This is a genomic window from Streptomyces sp. NPDC056296 (genome assembly GCF_042268605.1).
Classification (GTDB): domain Bacteria; phylum Actinomycetota; class Actinomycetes; order Streptomycetales; family Streptomycetaceae; genus Streptomyces.
The window spans coordinates 19,261-38,264 of the sequence record NZ_JBHJRX010000058.1; the positions used below are offsets into that span (position 1 = coordinate 19,261).

Annotated in this window: 13 protein-coding genes and 1 tRNA gene; 8 read left to right on the top strand and 6 right to left on the bottom strand. The window is 73.2% G+C overall.

The features are described from left to right. Window positions 1-8: 8 nt before the first annotated feature. Entirely contained in the window at window positions 9-1,892 is a 1,884-nt protein-coding gene (locus ACFCZF_RS32815; RefSeq protein WP_376674757.1) for an ABC transporter ATP-binding protein, read from the bottom strand. Between the two features lie 231 nt (window positions 1,893-2,123). Between ACFCZF_RS32815 and ACFCZF_RS32820 the strand changes: the two genes are divergently transcribed. From ACFCZF_RS32820 to ACFCZF_RS32840, 5 genes are all read left to right on the top strand, one after another. Continuing rightward, window positions 2,124-3,023 (top strand): YbhN family protein, encoded by a 900-nt coding sequence (locus ACFCZF_RS32820; protein WP_376674758.1) that lies wholly within the window; start codon window positions 2,124-2,126, stop codon window positions 3,021-3,023. Between the two features lie 215 nt (window positions 3,024-3,238). Further along, window positions 3,239-4,318 carry a mechanosensitive ion channel family protein gene (locus tag ACFCZF_RS32825; RefSeq protein ID WP_376674732.1) on the top strand — a complete coding sequence of 360 codons (1,080 nt, stop codon included), beginning with the start codon at window positions 3,239-3,241 and terminating at the stop codon, window positions 4,316-4,318. 153 nt (window positions 4,319-4,471) lie between these two features. After that, window positions 4,472-6,691, top strand: coding sequence for an NADP-dependent isocitrate dehydrogenase (locus ACFCZF_RS32830; RefSeq protein ID WP_376674733.1), 2,220 nt, complete (start codon window positions 4,472-4,474; stop codon window positions 6,689-6,691). Between the two features lie 159 nt (window positions 6,692-6,850). Next, window positions 6,851-7,636: an N-formylglutamate amidohydrolase gene (locus tag ACFCZF_RS32835; protein ID WP_376674734.1), complete on the top strand. Its 786-nt coding sequence runs from the start codon at window positions 6,851-6,853 to the stop codon at window positions 7,634-7,636. Between the two features lie 70 nt (window positions 7,637-7,706). Then, entirely contained in the window at window positions 7,707-8,930 is a 1,224-nt protein-coding gene (locus ACFCZF_RS32840; RefSeq protein ID WP_376674735.1) for a cytochrome P450, read from the top strand. Between the two features lie 30 nt (window positions 8,931-8,960). Here the strand turns inward: ACFCZF_RS32840 and ACFCZF_RS32845 are convergent, their stop codons facing one another. The 3 genes from ACFCZF_RS32845 to ACFCZF_RS32855 are packed head-to-tail and all read right to left on the bottom strand — an operon-like array spanning window position 8,961 to window position 11,532. Beyond that, a complete protein-coding gene (locus tag ACFCZF_RS32845; RefSeq protein WP_375911461.1) occupies window positions 8,961-9,455 on the bottom strand; it encodes a hypothetical protein in 495 nt (164 codons plus the stop codon). Then, window positions 9,452-10,090, bottom strand: coding sequence for an RNA polymerase sigma factor (locus tag ACFCZF_RS32850; RefSeq protein ID WP_376674736.1), 639 nt, complete (start codon window positions 10,088-10,090; stop codon window positions 9,452-9,454). The genes ACFCZF_RS32845 and ACFCZF_RS32850 overlap by 4 nt, the downstream gene beginning before the upstream one ends. Window positions 10,091-10,098: 8 nt before the next feature. Further along, window positions 10,099-11,532, bottom strand: a complete 1,434-nt coding sequence (locus ACFCZF_RS32855) for a S8/S53 family peptidase (protein ID WP_376674737.1) — start codon at window positions 11,530-11,532, stop codon at window positions 10,099-10,101. 194 nt (window positions 11,533-11,726) lie between these two features. Here ACFCZF_RS32855 and ACFCZF_RS32860 point away from each other — a divergent pair, with 194 nt between their 5' ends. Next, a complete protein-coding gene (locus tag ACFCZF_RS32860) occupies window positions 11,727-14,480 on the top strand; it encodes a CHAT domain-containing protein (RefSeq protein WP_376674759.1) in 2,754 nt (917 codons plus the stop codon). 53 nt (window positions 14,481-14,533) lie between these two features. Here the strand turns inward: ACFCZF_RS32860 and ACFCZF_RS32865 are convergent, their stop codons facing one another. Beyond that, window positions 14,534-16,348: a LuxR C-terminal-related transcriptional regulator gene (locus tag ACFCZF_RS32865; protein WP_376674738.1), complete on the bottom strand. Its 1,815-nt coding sequence runs from the start codon at window positions 16,346-16,348 to the stop codon at window positions 14,534-14,536. 78 nt (window positions 16,349-16,426) lie between these two features. Between ACFCZF_RS32865 and ACFCZF_RS32870 the strand changes: the two genes are divergently transcribed. Next, a complete protein-coding gene (locus ACFCZF_RS32870) occupies window positions 16,427-17,506 on the top strand; it encodes a hypothetical protein (protein ID WP_375911446.1) in 1,080 nt (359 codons plus the stop codon). Window positions 17,507-17,763: 257 nt separating this feature from the next. Here ACFCZF_RS32870 and ACFCZF_RS32875 read toward each other — a convergent pair. After that, window positions 17,764-17,837: transfer RNA gene (locus ACFCZF_RS32875), tRNA-Pro, on the bottom strand. A 191-nt stretch (window positions 17,838-18,028) separates the two neighbouring features. Between ACFCZF_RS32875 and ACFCZF_RS32880 the strand changes: the two genes are divergently transcribed. Continuing rightward, complete coding sequence (locus ACFCZF_RS32880; RefSeq protein ID WP_376674739.1) at window positions 18,029-18,988, top strand: bile acid:sodium symporter family protein; 960 nt, start codon at window positions 18,029-18,031, stop codon at window positions 18,986-18,988. Window positions 18,989-19,004: the final 16 nt, after the last annotated feature.

A 19,004-nucleotide genomic window follows, 5' to 3' on the forward strand; every position in this document is an offset into this window, starting at 1 on the left:
CCGCGCGCTCACGCCGCCTGCTTCGCCTTCTCCGTCGCCGGCCGGCCGAACTGGGTGCGGTGCAGCTGGGCGTAGCGGCCGCCGACGGCCAGGAGTTCGTCGTGGGTGCCGCGTTCCACGATGCGGCCGGCCTCGACCACCAGGATCTGGTCGGCCGCCCGGATCGTCGACAGCCGGTGCGCGATCACCACCGCGGTCCTGCCCTCCAGTGCCTCCGCGAGGGCCTCCTGGACGGCCGCCTCGGAGGTGTTGTCGAGGTGGGCGGTGGCCTCGTCGAGGATGACGACGCGCTGGCGGGCCAGCAGCAGCCGGGCGATGGTCATGCGCTGGCGCTCGCCGCCGGAGAGCCGGTAGCCGCGCTCGCCGACCACGGTGTCGAGGCCGTCGGGCAGGGACCGTACGAGGTCGACCAGGCGGGCGCGGCGCAGCGCGTCCCACAGCTCGGTGTCGGTGGCCCCCGGCCGCGCCAGCAGCAGGTTGGCGCGGACCGTGTCGTGGAAGAGGTGGCCGTCCTGGGTGACCATGCCGACGGTGTCGCGCAGTGACCGGGCGCCCAGGTCGCGGACGTCGACGCCGCCGACGCGGACGGTGCCGCCGTCGGCGTCGTACAGGCGCGGCAGCAGCTGGGCGATGGTCGACTTGCCGGCGCCGGAGGAGCCGACGAGCGCGATGGTCTGCCCCGGTTCGGCGCGGAAGGAGAGGCCGTGCAGCACCTCCTCGCCGCCCCGGGTGTCCAGCGTGGCGACCTCTTCGAGGGAGGCGAGGGAGACCTTGTCGGCGGACGGGTAGCCGAAGCGGACGTCGTCGAACTCGACGGCGACCGGGCCGTCGGGGACCGGGCCGGCGTCGGGCTTCTCGTCGATGAGCGGGGTCAGGTCGAGTACCTCGAAGACCCGCTCGAAGCTGACGAGGGCGCTCATGACCTCGACGCGGGCCCCGGCGAGCGCGGTGAGCGGCGCGTACAGGCGGGTCAGCAGCAGCGCGAGCGCCACGACGGCGCCCGGGTCCAGGGTGCCGCGCAGGGCGAACCAGCCGCCGAGGCCGTAGACGAGGGCCAGGGCGAGGGCGGAGACCAGGGTGAGGGCGGTGATGAACGCCGCCTGGGCGGTGGCGGTGCGCACTCCGATGTCGGCGACGCGGCGGGCGCGGTCGGCGAACTCGGCCGACTCGTCGTCCGGGCGGCCGAACAGCTTGATCAGCGTGGCGCCGGGGGCCGAGAAGCGCTCGGTCATGCGGGTGCCCATGGCGGCGTTCAGGGTGGCGGCCTCGCGCTGCATGCGGGCCATGCGGCGACCCATGCGCCGGGCCGGGAACACGAACACCGGCAGCAGCGCCAGCGCGAGCAGGGTGATCTGCCAGGACAGGGTGAGCATGACGACCAGGGTGAGCAGCAGCGTGACCAGGTTGCTCACCACTCCGGACAGCGTGTTGCTGAAGGCCCGTTGGGCGCCGATGACGTCGTTGTTGAGACGGGAGACCAGTGCTCCCGTACGAGTACGTGTGAAGAACGCGACCGGCATGCGCTGCACATGATCGAACACAGCCGTGCGCAGATCGAGGATGAGTCCCTCCCCGAGCCTCGCCGAGAGCCTCCGGGAGAGGATGCCGAGCACCGCCTCGGCGACCGCGATGAGCGCGATCAGCAGGGCGAGGCGTACGACCGTGCCCTCGTCGTCGCCCGACACGATCGCGTTGACGACGTTGCCGGCCAGGACGGGTGTGGCGACGGCGAGCAGCGCCGTCACCACCCCGAGCAGGACGAACCGGGTGATGCGGCGGCGGTGCGGGCGGGCGAACGCGCCGATGCGGCGCAGTGTCGCGCGGGCGAGGGGTCGGCGCTCATGCTCGGCGTTCATGACGCTGTGCAGTTGGGTCCAGGCTGTGGTCTCCATGCTCATGCGAGTGACGGTAGAACCTCAATCTTCCTTGAGGTCAAGAGCCCCGGGGCGGACCGGCCGCCCGCCATCCGTAAGACGTCGTCCGCGCGTCGGACATCCGTAGTTGGCGCCGTACCGGGAATCTCTTGTGGTGTGACAGCGGTACAACTCCCCGAGAAGCCCGTCCCCGGCTTCGCCCCCGTCCGCCGCGACAGCCGCGCCCGCCTGGTCCGGCGGGTCTTCTGCGTGCTTCCGTTGCTGCTGGTCACCGTGGTCGCGGTGCGGCACCGGTCCGTGCTCGCCGAGGGCTTCGGTCATCTCGCCACCGCCCGGTGGCCCTGGTTGCTGGCCGCGGCCTGCGCGACCTGTCTGACCTGGGTCGCCGCGGCCTGCACCCGGCAGGGCGCCGTGGTGGAGCGGCTGCCGCGGCGGCGGCTGCTCGCCACGCAGTTCGCGGCGGGCGCGGCCAACCATCTGCTGCCGACGGGGCTGGGCGCGAGCGCGGTCAACCTGCGTTTCATGGCGGTGTGCGGGCTGCCGCTCGCCCGTTCCTCGGCCGCTCTCGCCCTGTATCTGCTGGCGGAGAGCGTGGGCCGGCTCGCCCTGCTGGGCGCCCTGCTGATCGCGTTCCCCGACGCGCTGCGGCTCGGCACGCTGCTGCCCGAGGGGGCCGTGGGACCACTGCTGATCGTCGCGGGCGCGGTGCCGTTCGTGGCGGCGGGCGTACTCGCGCTGGTGCCACGGCTGCGTGGGGCGCTGGTCTCCTTCCTGCGGACGGCGCTCGGCGAGGCCCGCTCGGTGCACGCCCTCCCGGCGCGGGCGCTGGCGCTGTGGGGCGGCGCGCTCGCCTTCCCCGCGCTCCAGACGGCGGTGCTGGTCCTGGTGGGTGAGTCGCTGGGACTGCCGGTGCCTGCCGCGCACATGGCGGTGGCGTATCTGGCGGCGACGGTCGCGGTCGCGCTGGTACCCACGCCGGGCGGGATCGGTTCGGTGGAGGCGGCGCTGGTCGTGGCGCTGGTGGCGGCGGGCGGCCCGGCGGCCGTGGCCACGGCGGTGGTGCTCGCGTTCCGGCTCATGACCGTCTGGCTGCCGCTGCTGCCCGGGGCGCTGACGTTGGCGGCGCTGGTACGGATGAAGGTGATCTGAGGCCGAAACACCGCGCCCCGCTCCTCGGCGCGGTACCGAGCACCACGCGCGATACGGCAGGATGAGCGCTCGCGCCGGTCGAACTCTCTTGCGGACCGGCGTGGTTCGCGCATTCCGGAATCCAGCAGGTATCGAGCAGGTGACGACGTGACGAGACTTCACATCCGGCCGTCGGCGAGGGACTTCGCCGCAGCCGCACTCCATGGAGGTGGCCGGTGACGGACGACCTGACCGTGGACCACCTGGTGCCCGCCGGCATCGCGCTGGCGGCGGGCCTCCTGGGGGCGTTCCTGCTGCGCGTGGTGCTGCGCTGGCTGGCGGGACACGCCGGGCGCACCCGCTGGAGCGGCGACGACGTCATGGTGGCCGCGCTGCGCACGGTGGCGCCGTGGGCGGCGGTCGCGGGCGGCGTGGCGGGCGCGGCGGCGGCGCTGCCGCTGACCCGGGCGGTGCAGCACAACGTCAACCAGGTGCTGACGGTCCTGCTGATCTTCGTGGCGACGGTGTCGTCGGCCCGGGTGATCGCCGGTCTGGTGCGAACGGTGACCCTGTCCCGTTCCGGGGTCGCCGGATCGGCCACGATCTTCGTCAACATCACCCGGATCCTGGTGCTGGCCGTCGGCTTCCTGGTGATGCTGCAGTCGGTGGGCATCTCCATAGCACCGCTGCTCACCGCCCTGGGCGTCGGCGGTCTGGCGGTCGCGCTGGCCCTGCAGGACACGCTGGCCAACCTCTTCGCGGGCGTGCACATCCTGGCGTCGAAGACCGTGCAGCCGGGTGACTACATCCAGCTCAGCAGCGGCGAGGACGGCTATGTGGAGGACATCAACTGGCGGCAGACCACCGTCCGCGACCTGTCCAACAACCTGGTCGTCATCCCGAACGGCAAGCTCGCGCAGTCGAACATGACCAACTTCATGCGGCCCGAGCAGCAGCTCACCATCATGGTCCAGGTCGGCGTCTCCTACGACAGTGACCTGGAGCACGTGGAGCGGGTGACGACCGAGGTGGTCGCCAAGGTGATGAACGAGATCACCGGCGCGGTGCCGGAGCACGAGCCGGCGGTGCGGTTCCACACGTTCGGCGACTCGCGGATCGGCTTCACGGTGATCCTGGGCGTCGGCGAGTTCAGCGACCAGTACCGGATCAAGCACGAGTTCATCAAGCGCCTGCACAAGCGCTACCGCGAGGAGGGCATCCGCATTCCGGCCCCCGCCCGGACGGTCGCTCTCCAGCAGGGGACCGTGGTGTTCCCGCAGCAGCGGACGGGCGAGGACGTCGTCCCATTCGCCTGATCACCCACCGGCCCGTTCGCGCTTTCGCTCGCGTGTTCGACATGGGTCGTGCGGCCGGTTGTCCGGAATCTCCGCACGGCCCCTGTCGAGCCCGGGTCGATCAGGAGATATCTTGATGTCGAGCAATGTTGCAGACGTGGAGCGGAGCACCCGGTGACTGACTCGACCATCATCTATACACACACTGACGAGGCCCCGGCCCTGGCGACGTATTCGTTCCTGCCGGTGATCCGGGCGTACGCCTCGCAGGCGGGTGTCGCGGTCGAGACCCGCGACATCTCGCTGGCCGGCCGCATCATCGCCCTGTTCCCGGAGTACCTGGCCGAGGACCAGCGCATCCCGGACGCCCTGGCGGAGCTCGGTGAGCTGGCCAAGACGCCCGCCGCCAACATCATCAAGCTGCCGAACATCTCGGCGTCCATCCCGCAGCTCAAGGCCGCCATCGCCGAGCTGCAGGGCCAGGGCTACGCGCTGCCGGCCTACCCGGACGACCCGAAGACCGACGAGGAGCGCGACATCCGCGCCCGCTACGACAAGGTCAAGGGCTCCGCGGTCAACCCGGTCCTGCGCGAGGGCAACTCCGACCGCCGCGCCCCGGCGTCGGTGAAGAACTACGCCAAGACCCACCCGCACCGCATGGGCGCCTGGACCGGCGAGTCGAAGACCAACGTCGCCACCATGGGCGAGAACGACTTCCGCTCCACCGAGAAGTCCGTGGTGATCGCCGCGGACGGCGCGCTGCGGATCGAGCTGGTCGGCGACGACGGCACCACCACGGTGCTGCGCGAGTCCGTACCGGTGAAGAAGGACGAGGTCGTCGACGCCTCCGTGCTGCGCGTCGCCGCGCTGCGCGAGTTCCTCACGGCCCAGGTCGCCCGCGCCAAGTCCGAGGGCATCCTGTACTCGGTGCACCTGAAGGCCACGATGATGAAGGTCTCCGACCCGATCATCTTCGGCCACGTGGTCCGCGCCTTCTTCCCGAAGACCTTCGCCCAGTACGGCGAGGCGCTCGCCAAGGCCGGCCTCACCCCGAACGACGGCCTGGGCGGCATCTACAAGGGCCTGGAGTCCCTGCCCGAGGGTGCCGAGATCAAGGCCTCCTTCGACGCCGAGCTCGCCGAGGGCCCGGAGCTGGCCATGGTCGACTCCGACAAGGGCATCAGCAACCTGCACGTGCCCTCCGACGTCATCATCGACGCCTCCATGCCGGCCATGATCCGCACCTCCGGCCACATGTGGGGCCCGGACGGCCAGGAGCACGACGCCCTCGCGGTCATCCCGGACTCCTCCTACGCCGGCGTGTACCAGGCCGTCATCGAGGACTGCCGCGCCAACGGCGCCTACGACCCCTCCACCATGGGCTCGGTCCCGAACGTCGGCCTCATGGCGCAGAAGGCCGAGGAGTACGGCAGCCACGACAAGACCTTCGAGATCCCCACCACGGGCACGGTCCGCCTGGTCGACGCCGACGGCAACGCCGTCCTGGAGCAGACGGTCTCCGCCGGCGACATCTTCCGCGCCTGCCAGACCAAGGACGCCCCGATCCGCGACTGGGTCAAGCTGGCCGTCACCCGCGCCCGCGCCACCGGCGACCCGGCCGTCTTCTGGCTCGACGAGGGCCGCGCCCACGACGCCAACCTGATCGCCAAGGTCAAGGCGTACCTGCCGGAGCACGACACCGAGGGCCTGGACATCAAGATCCTGTCCCCGGTCGAGGCGACCAAGCTGTCGGTGGAGCGCATCCGCCGCGGTGAGAACACCATCTCCGTCACCGGCAACGTGCTGCGCGACTACCTGACCGACCTCTTCCCGATCCTGGAGCTGGGCACCAGCGCCAAGATGCTGTCGGTCGTCCCGCTGATGGCGGGCGGCGGTCTGTTCGAGACCGGCGCCGGCGGCTCCGCGCCCAAGCACGTGCAGCAGCTGGTCAAGGAGGACTACCTGCGCTGGGACTCCCTCGGCGAGTTCTTCGCCCTGGTGCCGTCCCTGGAGCAGTACGCCGAGGTCACCGGCAACGCCCGCGCCAAGGTCCTCGCCGACGCCCTCGACCGCGCCACGGCGACCTTCCTCAACGAGGACAAGTCCCCGACCCGGCGCGTCGGCGGCATCGACAACCGCGGCAGCCACTTCTTCCTGTCCCTGTACTGGGCGCAGGAGCTGGCCAAGCAGACCGACGACGCGGACCTGGCCAAGGCCTTCGCCCCGCTCGCCGAGACGCTGTCCGCGAACGAGCAGAAGATCGTCGACGAGCTGAACGCCGTCCAGGGCAAGCCGGCCGAGATCGGCGGCTACTACCAGCCCGACCCGGCCAAGGCCGCCGAGGTCATGCGCCCGTCGGCCACGTGGAACGAGACGCTGGCGTCCCTCGCCTGATTCTCACCACCCGGCCCGAAGGCCTGCGGCGCACCCCGTCTCCGTCCACGGAGGCGGGGTGTGCGCGTCTGTCTCGTCCCCACATCCCCACATCCCCACGTCCCCGCGCCCCCACGTTCCCGCGTCCCCGCGTTCTCTACGTTTCTGCGGAGCAGCCTCATGCCCTCCTTCGAGCTCGTCCCCGGCGCCCCCGCCTCCCCCGTGATCCTGCACGTGCCGCATTCCTCGCGGCGGATACCCGCCGATGTCCGCCCCGGCATCGTCCTGGACGACGCCGCGCTGGAACGGGAGCTGGACCACATCACCGACTCGCACACGGACCGGATCGCCGAAGTGGCGGCCGGGATGGCCGGCCTCACGCCCTGGCGGTTCGTCAACCGGGCGTCGCGGCTGGTCGTCGACCCGGAGCGGTTCCCGGACGAGCGGGAGGAGATGACGGCCGTCGGGATGGGCGCCGTGTACACGGGGACGTCGCACCGCGAGGTGCTGCGGCCGGACGGCGCCGACCCGGAGCCGCTGATCGAGCGGTACTTCCGGCCGTACGCGCGGGCGATGACCGAGGCGGTCGCCGACCGGCTCGCCGTCACCGGGCGGGCCGTGATCATCGACGTGCACTCCTACCCCACCGAGCCGCTGCCCTACGAGCTGCACGCCGAGGGCCCGCGCCCACCGGTCTGCCTGGGCACCGACGCGTTCCACACGCCGTCCGAGCTGCTCGCCGCCGCCCGGGAGGCGTTCGCCCCGTGCGGGGAGACGGGGCTGGACAGCCCGTTCAGCGGTACGTACGTGCCGCTGGAGTTCTACGGGAAGCGGCGCGAGGTGGGCGCGCTGATGGTGGAGATCCGCCGGGACACCTACATGACCGAGCCGGGCGGTCCGGCCGGGGCCGGGCTCGTCCGCCTCGCCGAGTCGCTGGCGGCGCTCGTCGACGCCGTAACGGGCTGACCGGCGGCCCGCCCACCGGCTGGAGCACTCCCGCGCGACAGCCGCCCGGGTGCGCGGCGAGGGTGGGTGCATGACGCAGGAGACCACCACGCTGACCGGCCAGTCCCCGCCCCCCGTACGGGACTGGCCCGCCCTCGACCTGGACGGGCCGCAGTTCGACCCGGTGCTCGCCGATCTGATGCGCGAGGGGCCGCTGACCCGCGTCCGGCTGCCGCACGGCGAGGGCTGGGCGTGGCTGGCCACCCGGTACGAGGACGTGAAGGCGATCACCAACGATCCGCGGTTCGGGCGGGCCGAGGTGACGAAGCGGCAGATCACGCGACTCGCCCCGCACTTCAAGCCGCGCCCCGGCTCGCTCGCCTTCGCCGACCAGCCCGACCACAACCGGCTGCGGCGCGCGGTCGCGGGGGCGTTCACCGTGGGCGCGACGAAGCGGCTGCGGCCGCGCGCGCAGGAGATGCTCGACGGCCTGGTGGACGGGATCGTCCGGGACGGACCGCCGGCGGACCTGGTCGAGCGGGTCCTGGAGCCGTTCCCGATCGCCGTCGTCAGCGAGGTGATGGGCGTACCGGCCGCCGACCGGGAGCGCGTGCACTCCTGGACGCGGCAGATCATCTCCACCTCCGGCGGCGCGGAGGCGGCCGAGCGGGCGAAGCAGGGACTGTACGGGTGGATCACGGAGACCGTCCGCGCCCGCGCCGGCAGCACCGACGACGACGTGTACTCGATGCTCGGCGCCGCCGTGGGCCGCGGCGAAGTCGGCGAGACGGAGGCGGTGGGCCTGGCCGGGCCGCTGCAGATCGGCGGGGAGGCCGTCACGCACAACGTCGGTCAGATGCTGTACCTGCTGCTGACCCGCCCGGAGCTGATGGCCCGGATGCGGGAGCGCCCGGACGCGCGGGACACCGCCCTGGACGAGCTGCTGCGCTGGATCTCGCACCGCACCTCGGTGGGCCTCGCCCGCATCGCGTCGGAGGACGTCGAGGTGCACGGGGTGCGCATCGGTGCCGGCGACCCCGTGTACGTGTCCTACCTCGCCGCCAACCGCGACCCGGACGTCTTCCCCGACCCGGACCGGATCGACCTCGACCGCGCTCCCAACCCGCACCTGGCCTACGGCAACGGGCACCACTACTGCACGGGTGCCGTGCTCGCGCGGATGCAGACCGAGCTGCTCGTCGACACCCTCCTGGAGCGGTTGCCGGGGCTGCGGCTCGTGGTCCCCGCCGACCAAGTGGCCTGGCGCCGCAAGACCATGATCCGCGGGCCGCGTACCCTGCCCTGCGCCTGGTAGGCCGTAACGGCGGACCGGCGGACCGGCGGCTCAGGCGCGCAGCCACTCCGTCACGACCACCTCCCGGCCGGTCCGCAGCCGCAGCGCGAACGGGCCGGTGGGCGGGGCCCCGCCGGTGAACCGGCCCATGTCGTCCGCCGTCAGCCGCGCGTGCGCCAGCGGACCGCTGAGCACCTCGATCCGGGCCGGCCCCGGCGGCAGCACCTGGCCGATCAGCCCGTCGGTGGTCACCTCGACGTCGACGGTCACCTCGTCCGCGCGGAAGGTCAGCATCCGCGGCGGGTCCGTCTCTCCTCTGACCGGAATGGCGTCGACCAGCGAGTCGAAGGTCAGCTCGGCGACGCGGGCGTCCAGGTCGTGCAGGGCGAACGCGTCCACGGTGATCTGCCGCAGTTCGGCCGGGACCGGGTCCAGGATCGCGGCGGCCTGCCGCAGCTCCTCCTCCAGGAGCCCGGTGCCGAGTTCCTCGTCGGTGAACGTCCCGTCGGACCGTTCGTCCCCGAAGTCGTCGCGCATGTCGCTCATATCGTCCCCCGTGCCTCTAGCCGGGCCCGCAGCCGGCGCAGACAGCGCTGGCGCATCGGCCCGATGCTGCCCACCGCGATACCCAGCGCGGCGGACACCTCCTGGTAACTGGGCGGCGGCGAGGAGATCAGCACCCGCAGCAACTGGCGGCACCGCTCGCCCAGTTCCTCGAACTCCTGCCACAACCGCCGCACGCGCTCGGTCTGCGCGGCGGCCTCCTCGGAGTCGAGCACCGACTCCTCCGGCGTACGGTCCTCGCTCGGCCGGTCGAGCAGCTGCGGATCGTCGGTCGGCGTCCACCGCTTCGACGCCTTGATCAGCTTCAGGCACTCGTGCCGTGCCGTGCTCGCCAGCCAGGAGCCGGTCTTCTCCGGTTCGCGGATCCGCCCCAGGTGCTGGGCGAACCGGAACCAGGCGGTCTGGTACACCTCGTGCGCGTCGGCGTCGGACAGCCCGTGGGCCCGCACGACGGACCACACCAGCGGGCCCAGCCCGTCCACCAGTGACTTCCAGGCCGCCGCGTCCCCGTCGGCGGCCGACTGGACAAGCACCCCGACATCTGCACGGTCCACGGTCCCACCCCTCGTGTACGACACGTCATCGTACGCCGTGGAGTGGGTGGTTCCGCCCGGCATACGGCCGCTCACGCCCCGCCGGACGGCGGGTCGAGGACAACGGGGCGCCAGGTGGGCGGCAGCAGCGCCGGTACGTGCGCCCCGCGTACCTCCGCGTACTCGGTGTTGGCCGCGAGCAGTTGCTTGCGGGCCGCGCGCGGGTCCCGCTCCTTGTGCGCCGTCATGTGGGAGGCGACAAGACCGGCGACGACAGGGGTGGCGAAGGACGTGCCGCTCCACTGCGCGTGCCCCTCGAACATCACCTGGTCCGGCTTGGCGGGTGCCTCGCCCGGCTCGCTCAGGACCCCGTTGTGGCGGGGGTACTGGCAGGTGCAGGCGTAGCCGAAGCCGTATCGGCACTCGTCGTAGGTGGAGTGCTGGTAGACGTACGGCACGGGTGTGCCGAAGCCGGTGAGGGCGCTGGTGAGACGCTCGCCGGGGGCGTAGGCCTTGACCCAGCCGCCGTGGTTGCTGAAACAGGCGCCGAACTCGCCGTCGGCGCGCAGCGCGCCGACCGACAGCACGGACTTCTCCCAGCCGGGCAGGTCGGCGTAGGCGGCGGGCCAGAAGGGCGTGGCACTCGCGTTGTTGCCGGCGGCGGCGACGAGCAGGGTGCGCTGGTCGCGCAGTTCCTCCATGAAGGCGTGCACGCCGAGCAGGCCGTCGGTGCGGCCGTTGGAGGTGCCGGCGGAGAGGCTGAGGACCTCGGGCCAGCCGCTCCGGTCGACGGCCTCGAAGAGCTTCTCGCCGAGCTCGGACTCCAGGATGGCGCCGGCGTCGTTGAGGGTGTTGCGGACGGTCACCTCGGTGTTGGGGGCGACGGCGGCGACGAGCCCGGCGATGAACGTGCCGTGGCCGACGTACTGCTGGAGGATGCCGTCGTCGTCGCACTCCCTGATCTGGGCGTCGCCGTCGGTGTGGGCGAGCAGCGGGTAGGACCGGTAGTCGTGCATGAGGCCGGTGTCGATGACGAGGACACCGACGGCGGTCCCGGCGTCGTACGACGTCTCGGCGGCGGCCGGGTTCGGTGGCTCGCTGATCGGGACGGGGACGGGCTCGTCGCCGGGGCAGGCGTTGACGGCGATGGAGACGACGTGGTTGCGGCTGATCAGCCGACGGCCCGCGCGTCCCTCCATCGTCCGCAGGGAGCGCAAGGCGTGCGCGACGGTCGGATCGCCGCCGCGGTCGCCCTCACCGGGGTCGGCGACCTGGATGCGGGTGATGCCGGTGCGGTTGGTCTCGGGGCTCGCCCGGCGCACGTGGTCCGGGGTCAGGTCGGCCATCGTGGTGAAGTGGTCGCGCACGGTGTCCTCGACGAGGCGGGCCTCCTCGCCGTCGCGGGCGAGGACGACGCCCTTCTCGTAGAAGAACTCGGCGGAGTCGTCCGGCCCCATCGCCAGCGGGACGCCCGGCATCGAGCGCTGGATCTGGTCGAACTGCTCGCGGAATCTCTGTGGTGCCATGGCATTTCCTCCACTGGGACGGCGGTGGTGGCGGCGGTCGCGGTGACCGTCTCGTCAACGGTCTCGGCGACGGTCGTCAATCAGAGTCCGGGGGTGGCTGATTGATACAGACTCGAACCTGTGGGGTGTGGTTCCGGAGCACTACCATCCGTGGGGTGACAGCGGGAAACGACTCGGTTCTCCAACTGCTGCCGATGGTGTTCGCCGCCCCCAACGAAGCGCTGGCGCGGGCGGAGGAGCTGCTCGGGGCCGATCCCTCACCGCTGCACGCCTCGATCGCCCATCAGGTGATCGGCATCTGGCAGCGGGACTTCGGGGACACCCGGCGGGCTCTGGCGCATCTGCGGCGCGCCCGCGATCTCGCGGCGCGCGCCGACTCGGCCGACCGGGAGGCGGACGTACTGGCCACGCTGGGGGTCGCGCTGGTGCACTCCGGCCGCACCCGGGAGGGCCTGGCCGCGTTCGAGCAGGGGGTGGCGCGCGGTACCGGGCACACCCGCGCGCGGGTGCTGTACCGGCGGGCGTACGTGTGGTGGGTGCTGGGCCGGCACGGCGAGGCACTGGAGGACGTACGGCGGGCGATTCCGGTGCTGCGGCAGGCGGACGACGTGATCTGGACGGCGCGGGCGCTGACCCTGCGGGCCACCGTGCATCTGGCGCTCGGCGCGGTGGAGCGGGCGGACGCCGACTTCACCGCGGCGGAGGCGCTGTGGGACACCACCGGCCAGGAGCACGACAAGGCCGACGCGGTGGAGAGCCGAGGGCTCGCGGCGTTCCGGTCCGGTGACGTGCCGGCGGCGCTGCGGCTGCTGGACGAGGCGGAGGAGCGGTACGCGAAACTGGGCACGCCGACGTTCATGCTCACCATCCGGCGCTGCGAGGTGCTCATGGCGGCAGGGCTGGCGACGGAGGCGCTGACCGAGGCGGACGGGGCGATCGCCGCCCTGGACGGGATCGGCGGCCAGTCCACCCGCAAGGCGGAGTTGCTGCTGGTCGCGGCGCGGGCGGCCCGGCTGGCGGGTGATCCGCGGACCGCGCTCGCGCGCGCGGCCGTCGCGGTACGGCTGTTCGCCGGGCAGCGGCGCACCTGGTACGAGACGCACGCCCGGCTGGTGCTGATCGAGGCGCGCGTCGCGACGGGGCGCGGTTCGGGCCGGCTGGTCGCGGACGCGGCGGCGGTGGCGGAGCGGCTGGCCGCCTTCGGCGCGCCGGCCGCGCCGGAGGCGTCGCTGCTCGCGGGCCGGATCGCGCTGGGTCTGGGCTGGACGGCGGACGCGGAACGGCATCTGGCGGTCGCCGCGCGCAGTCGGCACAGCGGGCCGCCGCTGGCGCGGATGACGGGCTGGGCGGCGCAGGCGCTGCGGGCGGGGTCGGCGCGGGGTGTGCTGGAGGCGTGCCGACGGGGTCTGGACGTCCTCGACGACCACCGGATGACGCTGGGCGCCTCGGAGCTGCGGGCCCGGGCCACCGCGCAGGGTGCGGAGCTGGCGGCGCTGGCGCAGCGGGCGAGTCTGGTCTCGGGCGGGCCGCGACGGCTGCTGGTGTGGAGCGAGCGCTGGCGGGCGACGGTGCTGTCGGCGCCGCCGACCCGGCCGCCGGCCGATCCCGCGCTGCTGAGCGGCATGACGGCGTTCCGCGAGATCGCCGCCCGCGCGGAGGAGGCACGGACGGACGGCGGCCGTCCCGTCCCCGCGCTGGAGCGCGAACAGCGTCGCCTGGAGCGGGAGATCCGCTCCCGCACCCTGCACATGCGGGGCGAGGCGCCGGGTGACGGCGACCTGTTCGACGTGGGGCGCCTGCTGCGGCGGCTGGGCGACGACGTACGGCTGGTGGAGCTGGCGGTGCTCGACGGACGCGTGCACGTACTGCTGTGCGGGCAGGGACGGGTACGGCGGTTCGAGGCCGGGTTGCTGGCCGACGCGGAACGGGAGGCCGAGCACGTACAGGCCGGCCTCCGGCGCCTGGCGCACCCGGGTGCGGAGGCCCGGCTGCCGCTGGTGGAGGCGGCGGGCGCGCGCCTCCAGGAGCTGCTGCTGGGCCCTGCCGCGGCGCACCTCGGCTCCGGCCCGGTCGTCGTGGTCCCCCCGGGCCGGCTGCACCGGGTGCCCTGGGCCCTGCTGCCCGCACTGCGCGAACGGGTCCTGAGTGTGTCGCCGTCCGCGAGCAGCTGGCTCCGCGCGAGGGAGACCGCGCCCCCGCGGGGCGGCCGCCAGGTCCTGGTGCGCGGGCCGGGGCTGGCGAGCGGCGGTGCCGAGGTACCGGAACTCGCCGACCGGTACGGGGCGACGTCGCGGACGCCGGGGGGCGAGGAGGCGTGGGCGACGCGTGGGGCCGGACCCGCCGGACCGGACGGCAGCGAAGAGACGTCAGCGGCACGTCAGGCCCGGCCCACCGGACCGCACGGCGACGAGGAAACGACAGCGGCACGTGCGGCCCAGCCCACCGGACCACACGGCGGCGCCGGGCGGCGGGCGGTGCCCACCGTGCTGGAGGGGGACGCGGCACGGGTGCCGCGGGTGTTGCGGGAGCTGGACGGGGCGGCACTGGCGCATATCGCGGCGCACGGGGCGTTCCGCGCGGACAGCCCCCTGTTCTCGTCGCTGCGGATGGCGGACGGGCCGCTCATCGTGCACGACTTCGAGCGGCTGGACCGCAGCCCGTACCGGATCATCCTGTCCTGCTGCGACACCGCCCGCTTCGCCTCGGTCGGCGCGGACGAGTTGCTCGGGCTGGTCACGGCGCTGCTGCCGCTGGGTACGGCCGGGGTGGTGGCGTGCAGCGCGCCGGTCAACGACGCGGCGGTGGTGCCGCTGATGCTCGCGCTGCACAAGGGCCTGGACGCGGGGCTGTCCCTGGCGGAGGCGCTGCGCGACGCGCGGGCGGCGCTGCCGGACGACGCGGTGCACCAGGCGACGGGGTGGGCGTTCTCCGCGTTCGGGGCGGCCTGAGCATCGGCCTGCCTCTGCGTGGTCTGTCTGTCAGTGGCCTGTCTGTCCGTACGTCAGGCGGGTTGGGGCTCGGGCAGCTCCATCAGCCAGGGCAGGGCGCCGCGGTCGCCGGCGCCGAGGCGGGTGTAGGCGCCGTAGAGGTGGTTGCCGACGGTGCGGACGGAGAGGGTGAGTCTCTCCGCGATCTGCCGGTTGCTCAGTCCGGCGGCGGCGAGGGTGACGATTTGCCGCTGGCGGGCGGTGAGTTCACCGAGCACCAGACCGGACAGGGCGGGGGTGCGCGCGCCCTCGCAGCGTCGGGCGAGGGCGACGGCGCGGGTGCGGGCGGCGCGGACGCCGCCCGGGGCGCGGTGGGCGCGTACCGCCTGGGCCTGCGCCTCGGCCGCGAAGAGCAGGAACCCGCGTCGTTCCAGCTCCTCGGCCACGCGGTCCAGCGCCGGTCCGTCACCCCGCGCGAGGGCGTCGGCGTGTGCGGCGAAGACTCCGGTCAGCCGCCCGGCCGACCCTTCGGGGGCGCCGAGCCGGACGGCGTCGTACGGGTCACCGGTGCGAGCGGCCGCCCGGACCGCCTCGTCGAGGTCGCCGCGTGCGGCGGCGGCCCAGACCGCCGCCGCCCCGTGGCTCTCCGCCGTCGCGTCGCCCGACTGGGCGCCGGCCAGGGCGAGTTCCTCGCGGCACGACGCGTCGTCGGGGTGGGTGCGCAGGCCCTCGCGGGCCCAGGCCGCGGCCTCGCGCAGCCGGCCGCGCAGGCGGGCGTACCGGGCGCGGAGCGCCGCGTACTCCACCGGCAGGGGCGCACCCTCGGCCACCAGCCACTCCCCCACCGGTGTCTCCAACGCCCGTACGTCGGCCTGCTCGATGCGCAGGGACAGGGCGGCCCGCTCCGCAGCCAGCGCGGGCCCGCACTGGTCGGGCGTGCGGGCCAGCCGCCGGGCCCGGAGCCGGCCGGCGGCGGTGCGCAGGACGGGGCCGTGCAGGGGGTGGGCGAGTCGGGTGGCACCGTGGTCGTCGACGGCGACCAGGCCCTCGGCCTCCAACCGCTCCAGGGTCCAGATGTCGAAGGTGTCCAGGCCGAGGGGAAGAGGCTCGGCGAAGGCGAGGCGTTCGAGCGTCTCGCGCTCCTCGACGCGGGCGCGGTCGAGGACGTGGGCGGTGCGTTCCCGTACGGCCGTGGTGATCGGGACCGGTCCCCGCCACGCCCGCTGGTCCGTGTCCGGGACCCGTGCGAGCAGCCCTCGCTCGCGCACGGCGGTCAGCAGCTCGCGCAGCAGCCGCAGGTCACCCCGGCACAGGCGGTGCAGCCGGTCGACGGTCAGCGGCTCGACGGCGACGCCCGCACCGGCCGTGAGCAGGTCGGCGGTCTCCTCACGGGGCAGCGGCTCCAGGGAGAGGCGCGGCAGCAACTCACCGGACCACAGCCGGGACACCGCCCCCGGCACGGGTACGCCCTCCGTGGCGACGACCAGGAGCCGGGTGCGGCCGTGCACGGCGAGTTGGTGCAGGAGGGCGGCGGAGGCGTCGTCGAGCAGATGGGCGTCGTCGACCAGCAGCAGCCGTACACCGGACAGGAGTTGTACCGCTCGGTGCAGGGTGACGGTCTCGGGCAGCAGGTGGGCGAAGGCGGCGAAGGGGATCTCCCGGGTCGCGGGGGTCCCGGCCGCCCTGGCGCAGTCCGTGCCCCGGACGGCCTCCGTCACGAGCCTGGACTTGCCGCAACCCGCCGGGCCGGTCACCGAGATGCCGCCGCGTCCGGCGGTCAGGGACCGGCGTACCAGCTCCAGTTCGTCCGTCCGCCCGGTGAACGGCCAGGGCGTCTGAAGGGTCTTCGGGTCCCGCGGAGAAGTCGTCACGGCAACATGAGTCGGCATACTCACCTCTGATACAGGGTGACTTGAGTAGCCCCCGACTCAGGCGCCCGGACCGGCCCGGACGGCAGTCTGGGGGTCATGACCGCACGCTACTGCTCGCTCGCGCAGCAGCCTGCCCCCGTGTTCGCGCCGGGGCTGGCCGCAGAGCGCCTCGCCGCGCTCGTCGGCGGGCAGCGGATGTGGGTCAACGGCACCGTTCTGCACTACTGCTTCCTCGGCGGCGACACCGACTCGTCCGTGGTTCCCATGCCGGGCACCGGCCGGCCTCGGCGGGTGTCGTGGGTGGGTACCGACGAGCAGCGGGACGTGGTGCGCGACTGCTTCCGGGAGTGGCAGGACCTCGGCATCGGACTCGTCCTCACCGAGGTCGGCGACCGCTCGGAGGCCGAGCTGCGGATAGGCTTCCAGCCCGGCGACGGGTCCTGGTCGGCGGTGGGCAAGGACGCGCTCCGGGTCGGTCTGAACGACCGCACGATGAACTTCGGCTGGGACCTGACCGCGTCCGGGGAGCGTGCGACGGCCCTGCACCAGATCGGGCACGCGCTCGGCATGCTGCACGAGCACCAGAGCCCGTTCGCCGGCATCCTCTGGGACGACGAGGCCGTCTACGCCGAACTGGCGGGCCCGCCGAACCACTGGAGCCGGGAGCGGACGTTCCACAACATCCTGCGCAAGCTCGACACGGACGAGGCCAACAACCCGGTCTGGGACCCCCAGTCGATCATGGAGTACCCCTTCCCGTCGGGGCTGATACTGGAGCCGGAGCACTACCGTTCGGGTCTGCACCCGCCGGGCACCCTCTCCGCCGCCGACAAGGAGTTCGCCCTGCGCTGGTATCCGCCCACCGGCCGGCCGGGCCCGCTGGTGCCGTTCCGTTCGGTGCCGCTCGGTCTCGGGCCGGGCGAGCAGGCCGACTTCCGCGTGGATCCGCCGGAGACCCGGGAGTACACCGTGGGCACCTTCGGTGACAGCGACGCCGTCGTCGTGATCTTCGAGATGCGGGACGGAAACCCCCGCTACCTCGCGGGCCTGGACGACGGGGGAACACCCCGCAACGCCACTATCAGGGCCCGTTTCGTCAAGGGCCGCCGCTATGTCGTCCGGGTGCGTCTGCACTCCTCGTGGGGTGCGGGCGAGACGGCGGTCATGTGCTGGTGACCGCGCGGCTCCAGAGCACCCGGGCGCAACGGCCACAGTCCGGCGCCGGGGGACGGCCGGGGCACGTCGCCTTCGGGGGAGGGTGACGTGTCCCGGCTACGTCGTGTCCGCCGCACGAGGGGGGCGGCGGACACGGCGACGATCGCCGCACGGGGTGCCGGGTGCCGCCGAGCGGGTGGGGTCACGAACGGCGCGACGACAGAAAGGCCGTTCCCGCTGTTGCGCGGAAACGGCCTACGACCTGCGAAAAACGCAAGTCGGGACGACAGGATTTGAACCTGCGACCCCTTGACCCCCAGTCAAGTGCGCTACCAAGCTGCGCCACGTCCCGGTGCGCGGCCCACTTCGTGGGTGATCGCGCTGGTCAAGCCTACCCCATCCACGGGCGGACCGAGTGCCTCGGCGCGTTCGCCCACTCCGGCCGGGCCTCGCCCGAGCGGACCGTCCCACATGCGAATCGCCCGATGATCACATCGCGAGACGGCGTTGCGTCACACCGCCCGCCAGGCGTTACCTCGCACGGTGCGAACCGAACGACCCGAACATCTCAGCAACGACGCCACCGGCGACCGCTCCGCGCGGCGTGCCGTGACCGTCTTCCCGATCCTCGTCCTCGCGGCCGGCGCCCTCGGCCTGCTGCTCCCCGGGAGTTTCACCGGGTGGAGCGAGTCGGTGCCGTACCTGCTGGGCGTCGTGATGTTCTGCATGGGCATCACCATGACCCCGGAGGACTTCCGCGGAGTCGTCAAGCGTCCCTGGGCGGTGGCCCTCGGGCTGGTCGCGCACTACGTCATCATGCCGGGGCTCGGCTGGGCCATCGCCCACCTGCTCGACCTTCCCCCGCAACTCGCCGCCGGCGTGATCCTCGTCGGCTGCGCGCCCAGCGGCACGGCCTCCAACGTGGTGACGTACCTGGCGCGGGGTGACGTCGCCCTGTCGGTCTCCGTCGCGACCGTCTCGACGCTCGTCGCGCCGCTGGTCACCCCGCCACTGACGCTGCTGCTGGCCGGCGAGTACCTCCCGGTGGACGCCGGGTCCATGGTCACCGACATCCTCAAGACGGTGCTGCTCCCGGTCCTCGCGGGCCTGGCCGTACGGCTGCTGGCGGGGCGGTACGTGGAGCGGGCGCTGCCGGCGCTGCCCTGGCTGTCCGCGCTGACGATCTCGGTGATCGTGGCGGTGGTGGTGGCGGGCAGCGCCGACGCGATCAAGTCGGCCGCGGGGCTGGTGTTCGTCGCGGTGGTGCTGCACAACGGCCTCGGGCTGGCGCTCGGTTACGGCGCGGGCCGGATCGGCCGGCTCGGCGAACCGGCGAGCCGTGCCATGGCCTTCGAGGTCGGCATGCAGAACTCCGGCCTCGCGGCGTCCCTGGCCACCGCCCACTTCAGCCCGCTGGCCGCCCTGCCGGCCGCGGTGTTCTCCGTCTGGCACAACGTCTCCGGCGCGGTCACCGCGGCCTGGTTGTCGCGCCGGGGGCGGTGAACCGCGATCGGGCGAG

What these genes read in the sequence shown, in the direction of transcription:
- ACFCZF_RS32855 (WP_376674737.1), bottom strand. Translation starts at nt 11,532, where the DNA reads ATGGCACCACAGAGATTCCGCGAGCAGTTCGACCAGATCCAGCGCTCG.
- ACFCZF_RS32815 (WP_376674757.1), bottom strand. Translation starts at nt 1,892, where the DNA reads ATGGAGACCACAGCCTGGACCCAACTGCACAGCGTCATGAACGCCGAG.
- ACFCZF_RS32835 (WP_376674734.1), top strand. Translation starts at nt 6,851, where the DNA reads ATGCCCTCCTTCGAGCTCGTCCCCGGCGCCCCCGCCTCCCCCGTGATC.
- ACFCZF_RS32850 (WP_376674736.1), bottom strand. Translation starts at nt 10,090, where the DNA reads ATGCCGGGCGGAACCACCCACTCCACGGCGTACGATGACGTGTCGTAC.
- ACFCZF_RS32840 (WP_376674735.1), top strand. Translation starts at nt 7,707, where the DNA reads ATGACGCAGGAGACCACCACGCTGACCGGCCAGTCCCCGCCCCCCGTA.
- ACFCZF_RS32845 (WP_375911461.1), bottom strand. Translation starts at nt 9,455, where the DNA reads ATGAGCGACATGCGCGACGACTTCGGGGACGAACGGTCCGACGGGACG.
- ACFCZF_RS32865 (WP_376674738.1), bottom strand. Translation starts at nt 16,348, where the DNA reads ATGCCGACTCATGTTGCCGTGACGACTTCTCCGCGGGACCCGAAGACC.
- ACFCZF_RS32860 (WP_376674759.1), top strand. Translation starts at nt 11,727, where the DNA reads ATGGTGTTCGCCGCCCCCAACGAAGCGCTGGCGCGGGCGGAGGAGCTG.
- ACFCZF_RS32870 (WP_375911446.1), top strand. Translation starts at nt 16,427, where the DNA reads ATGACCGCACGCTACTGCTCGCTCGCGCAGCAGCCTGCCCCCGTGTTC.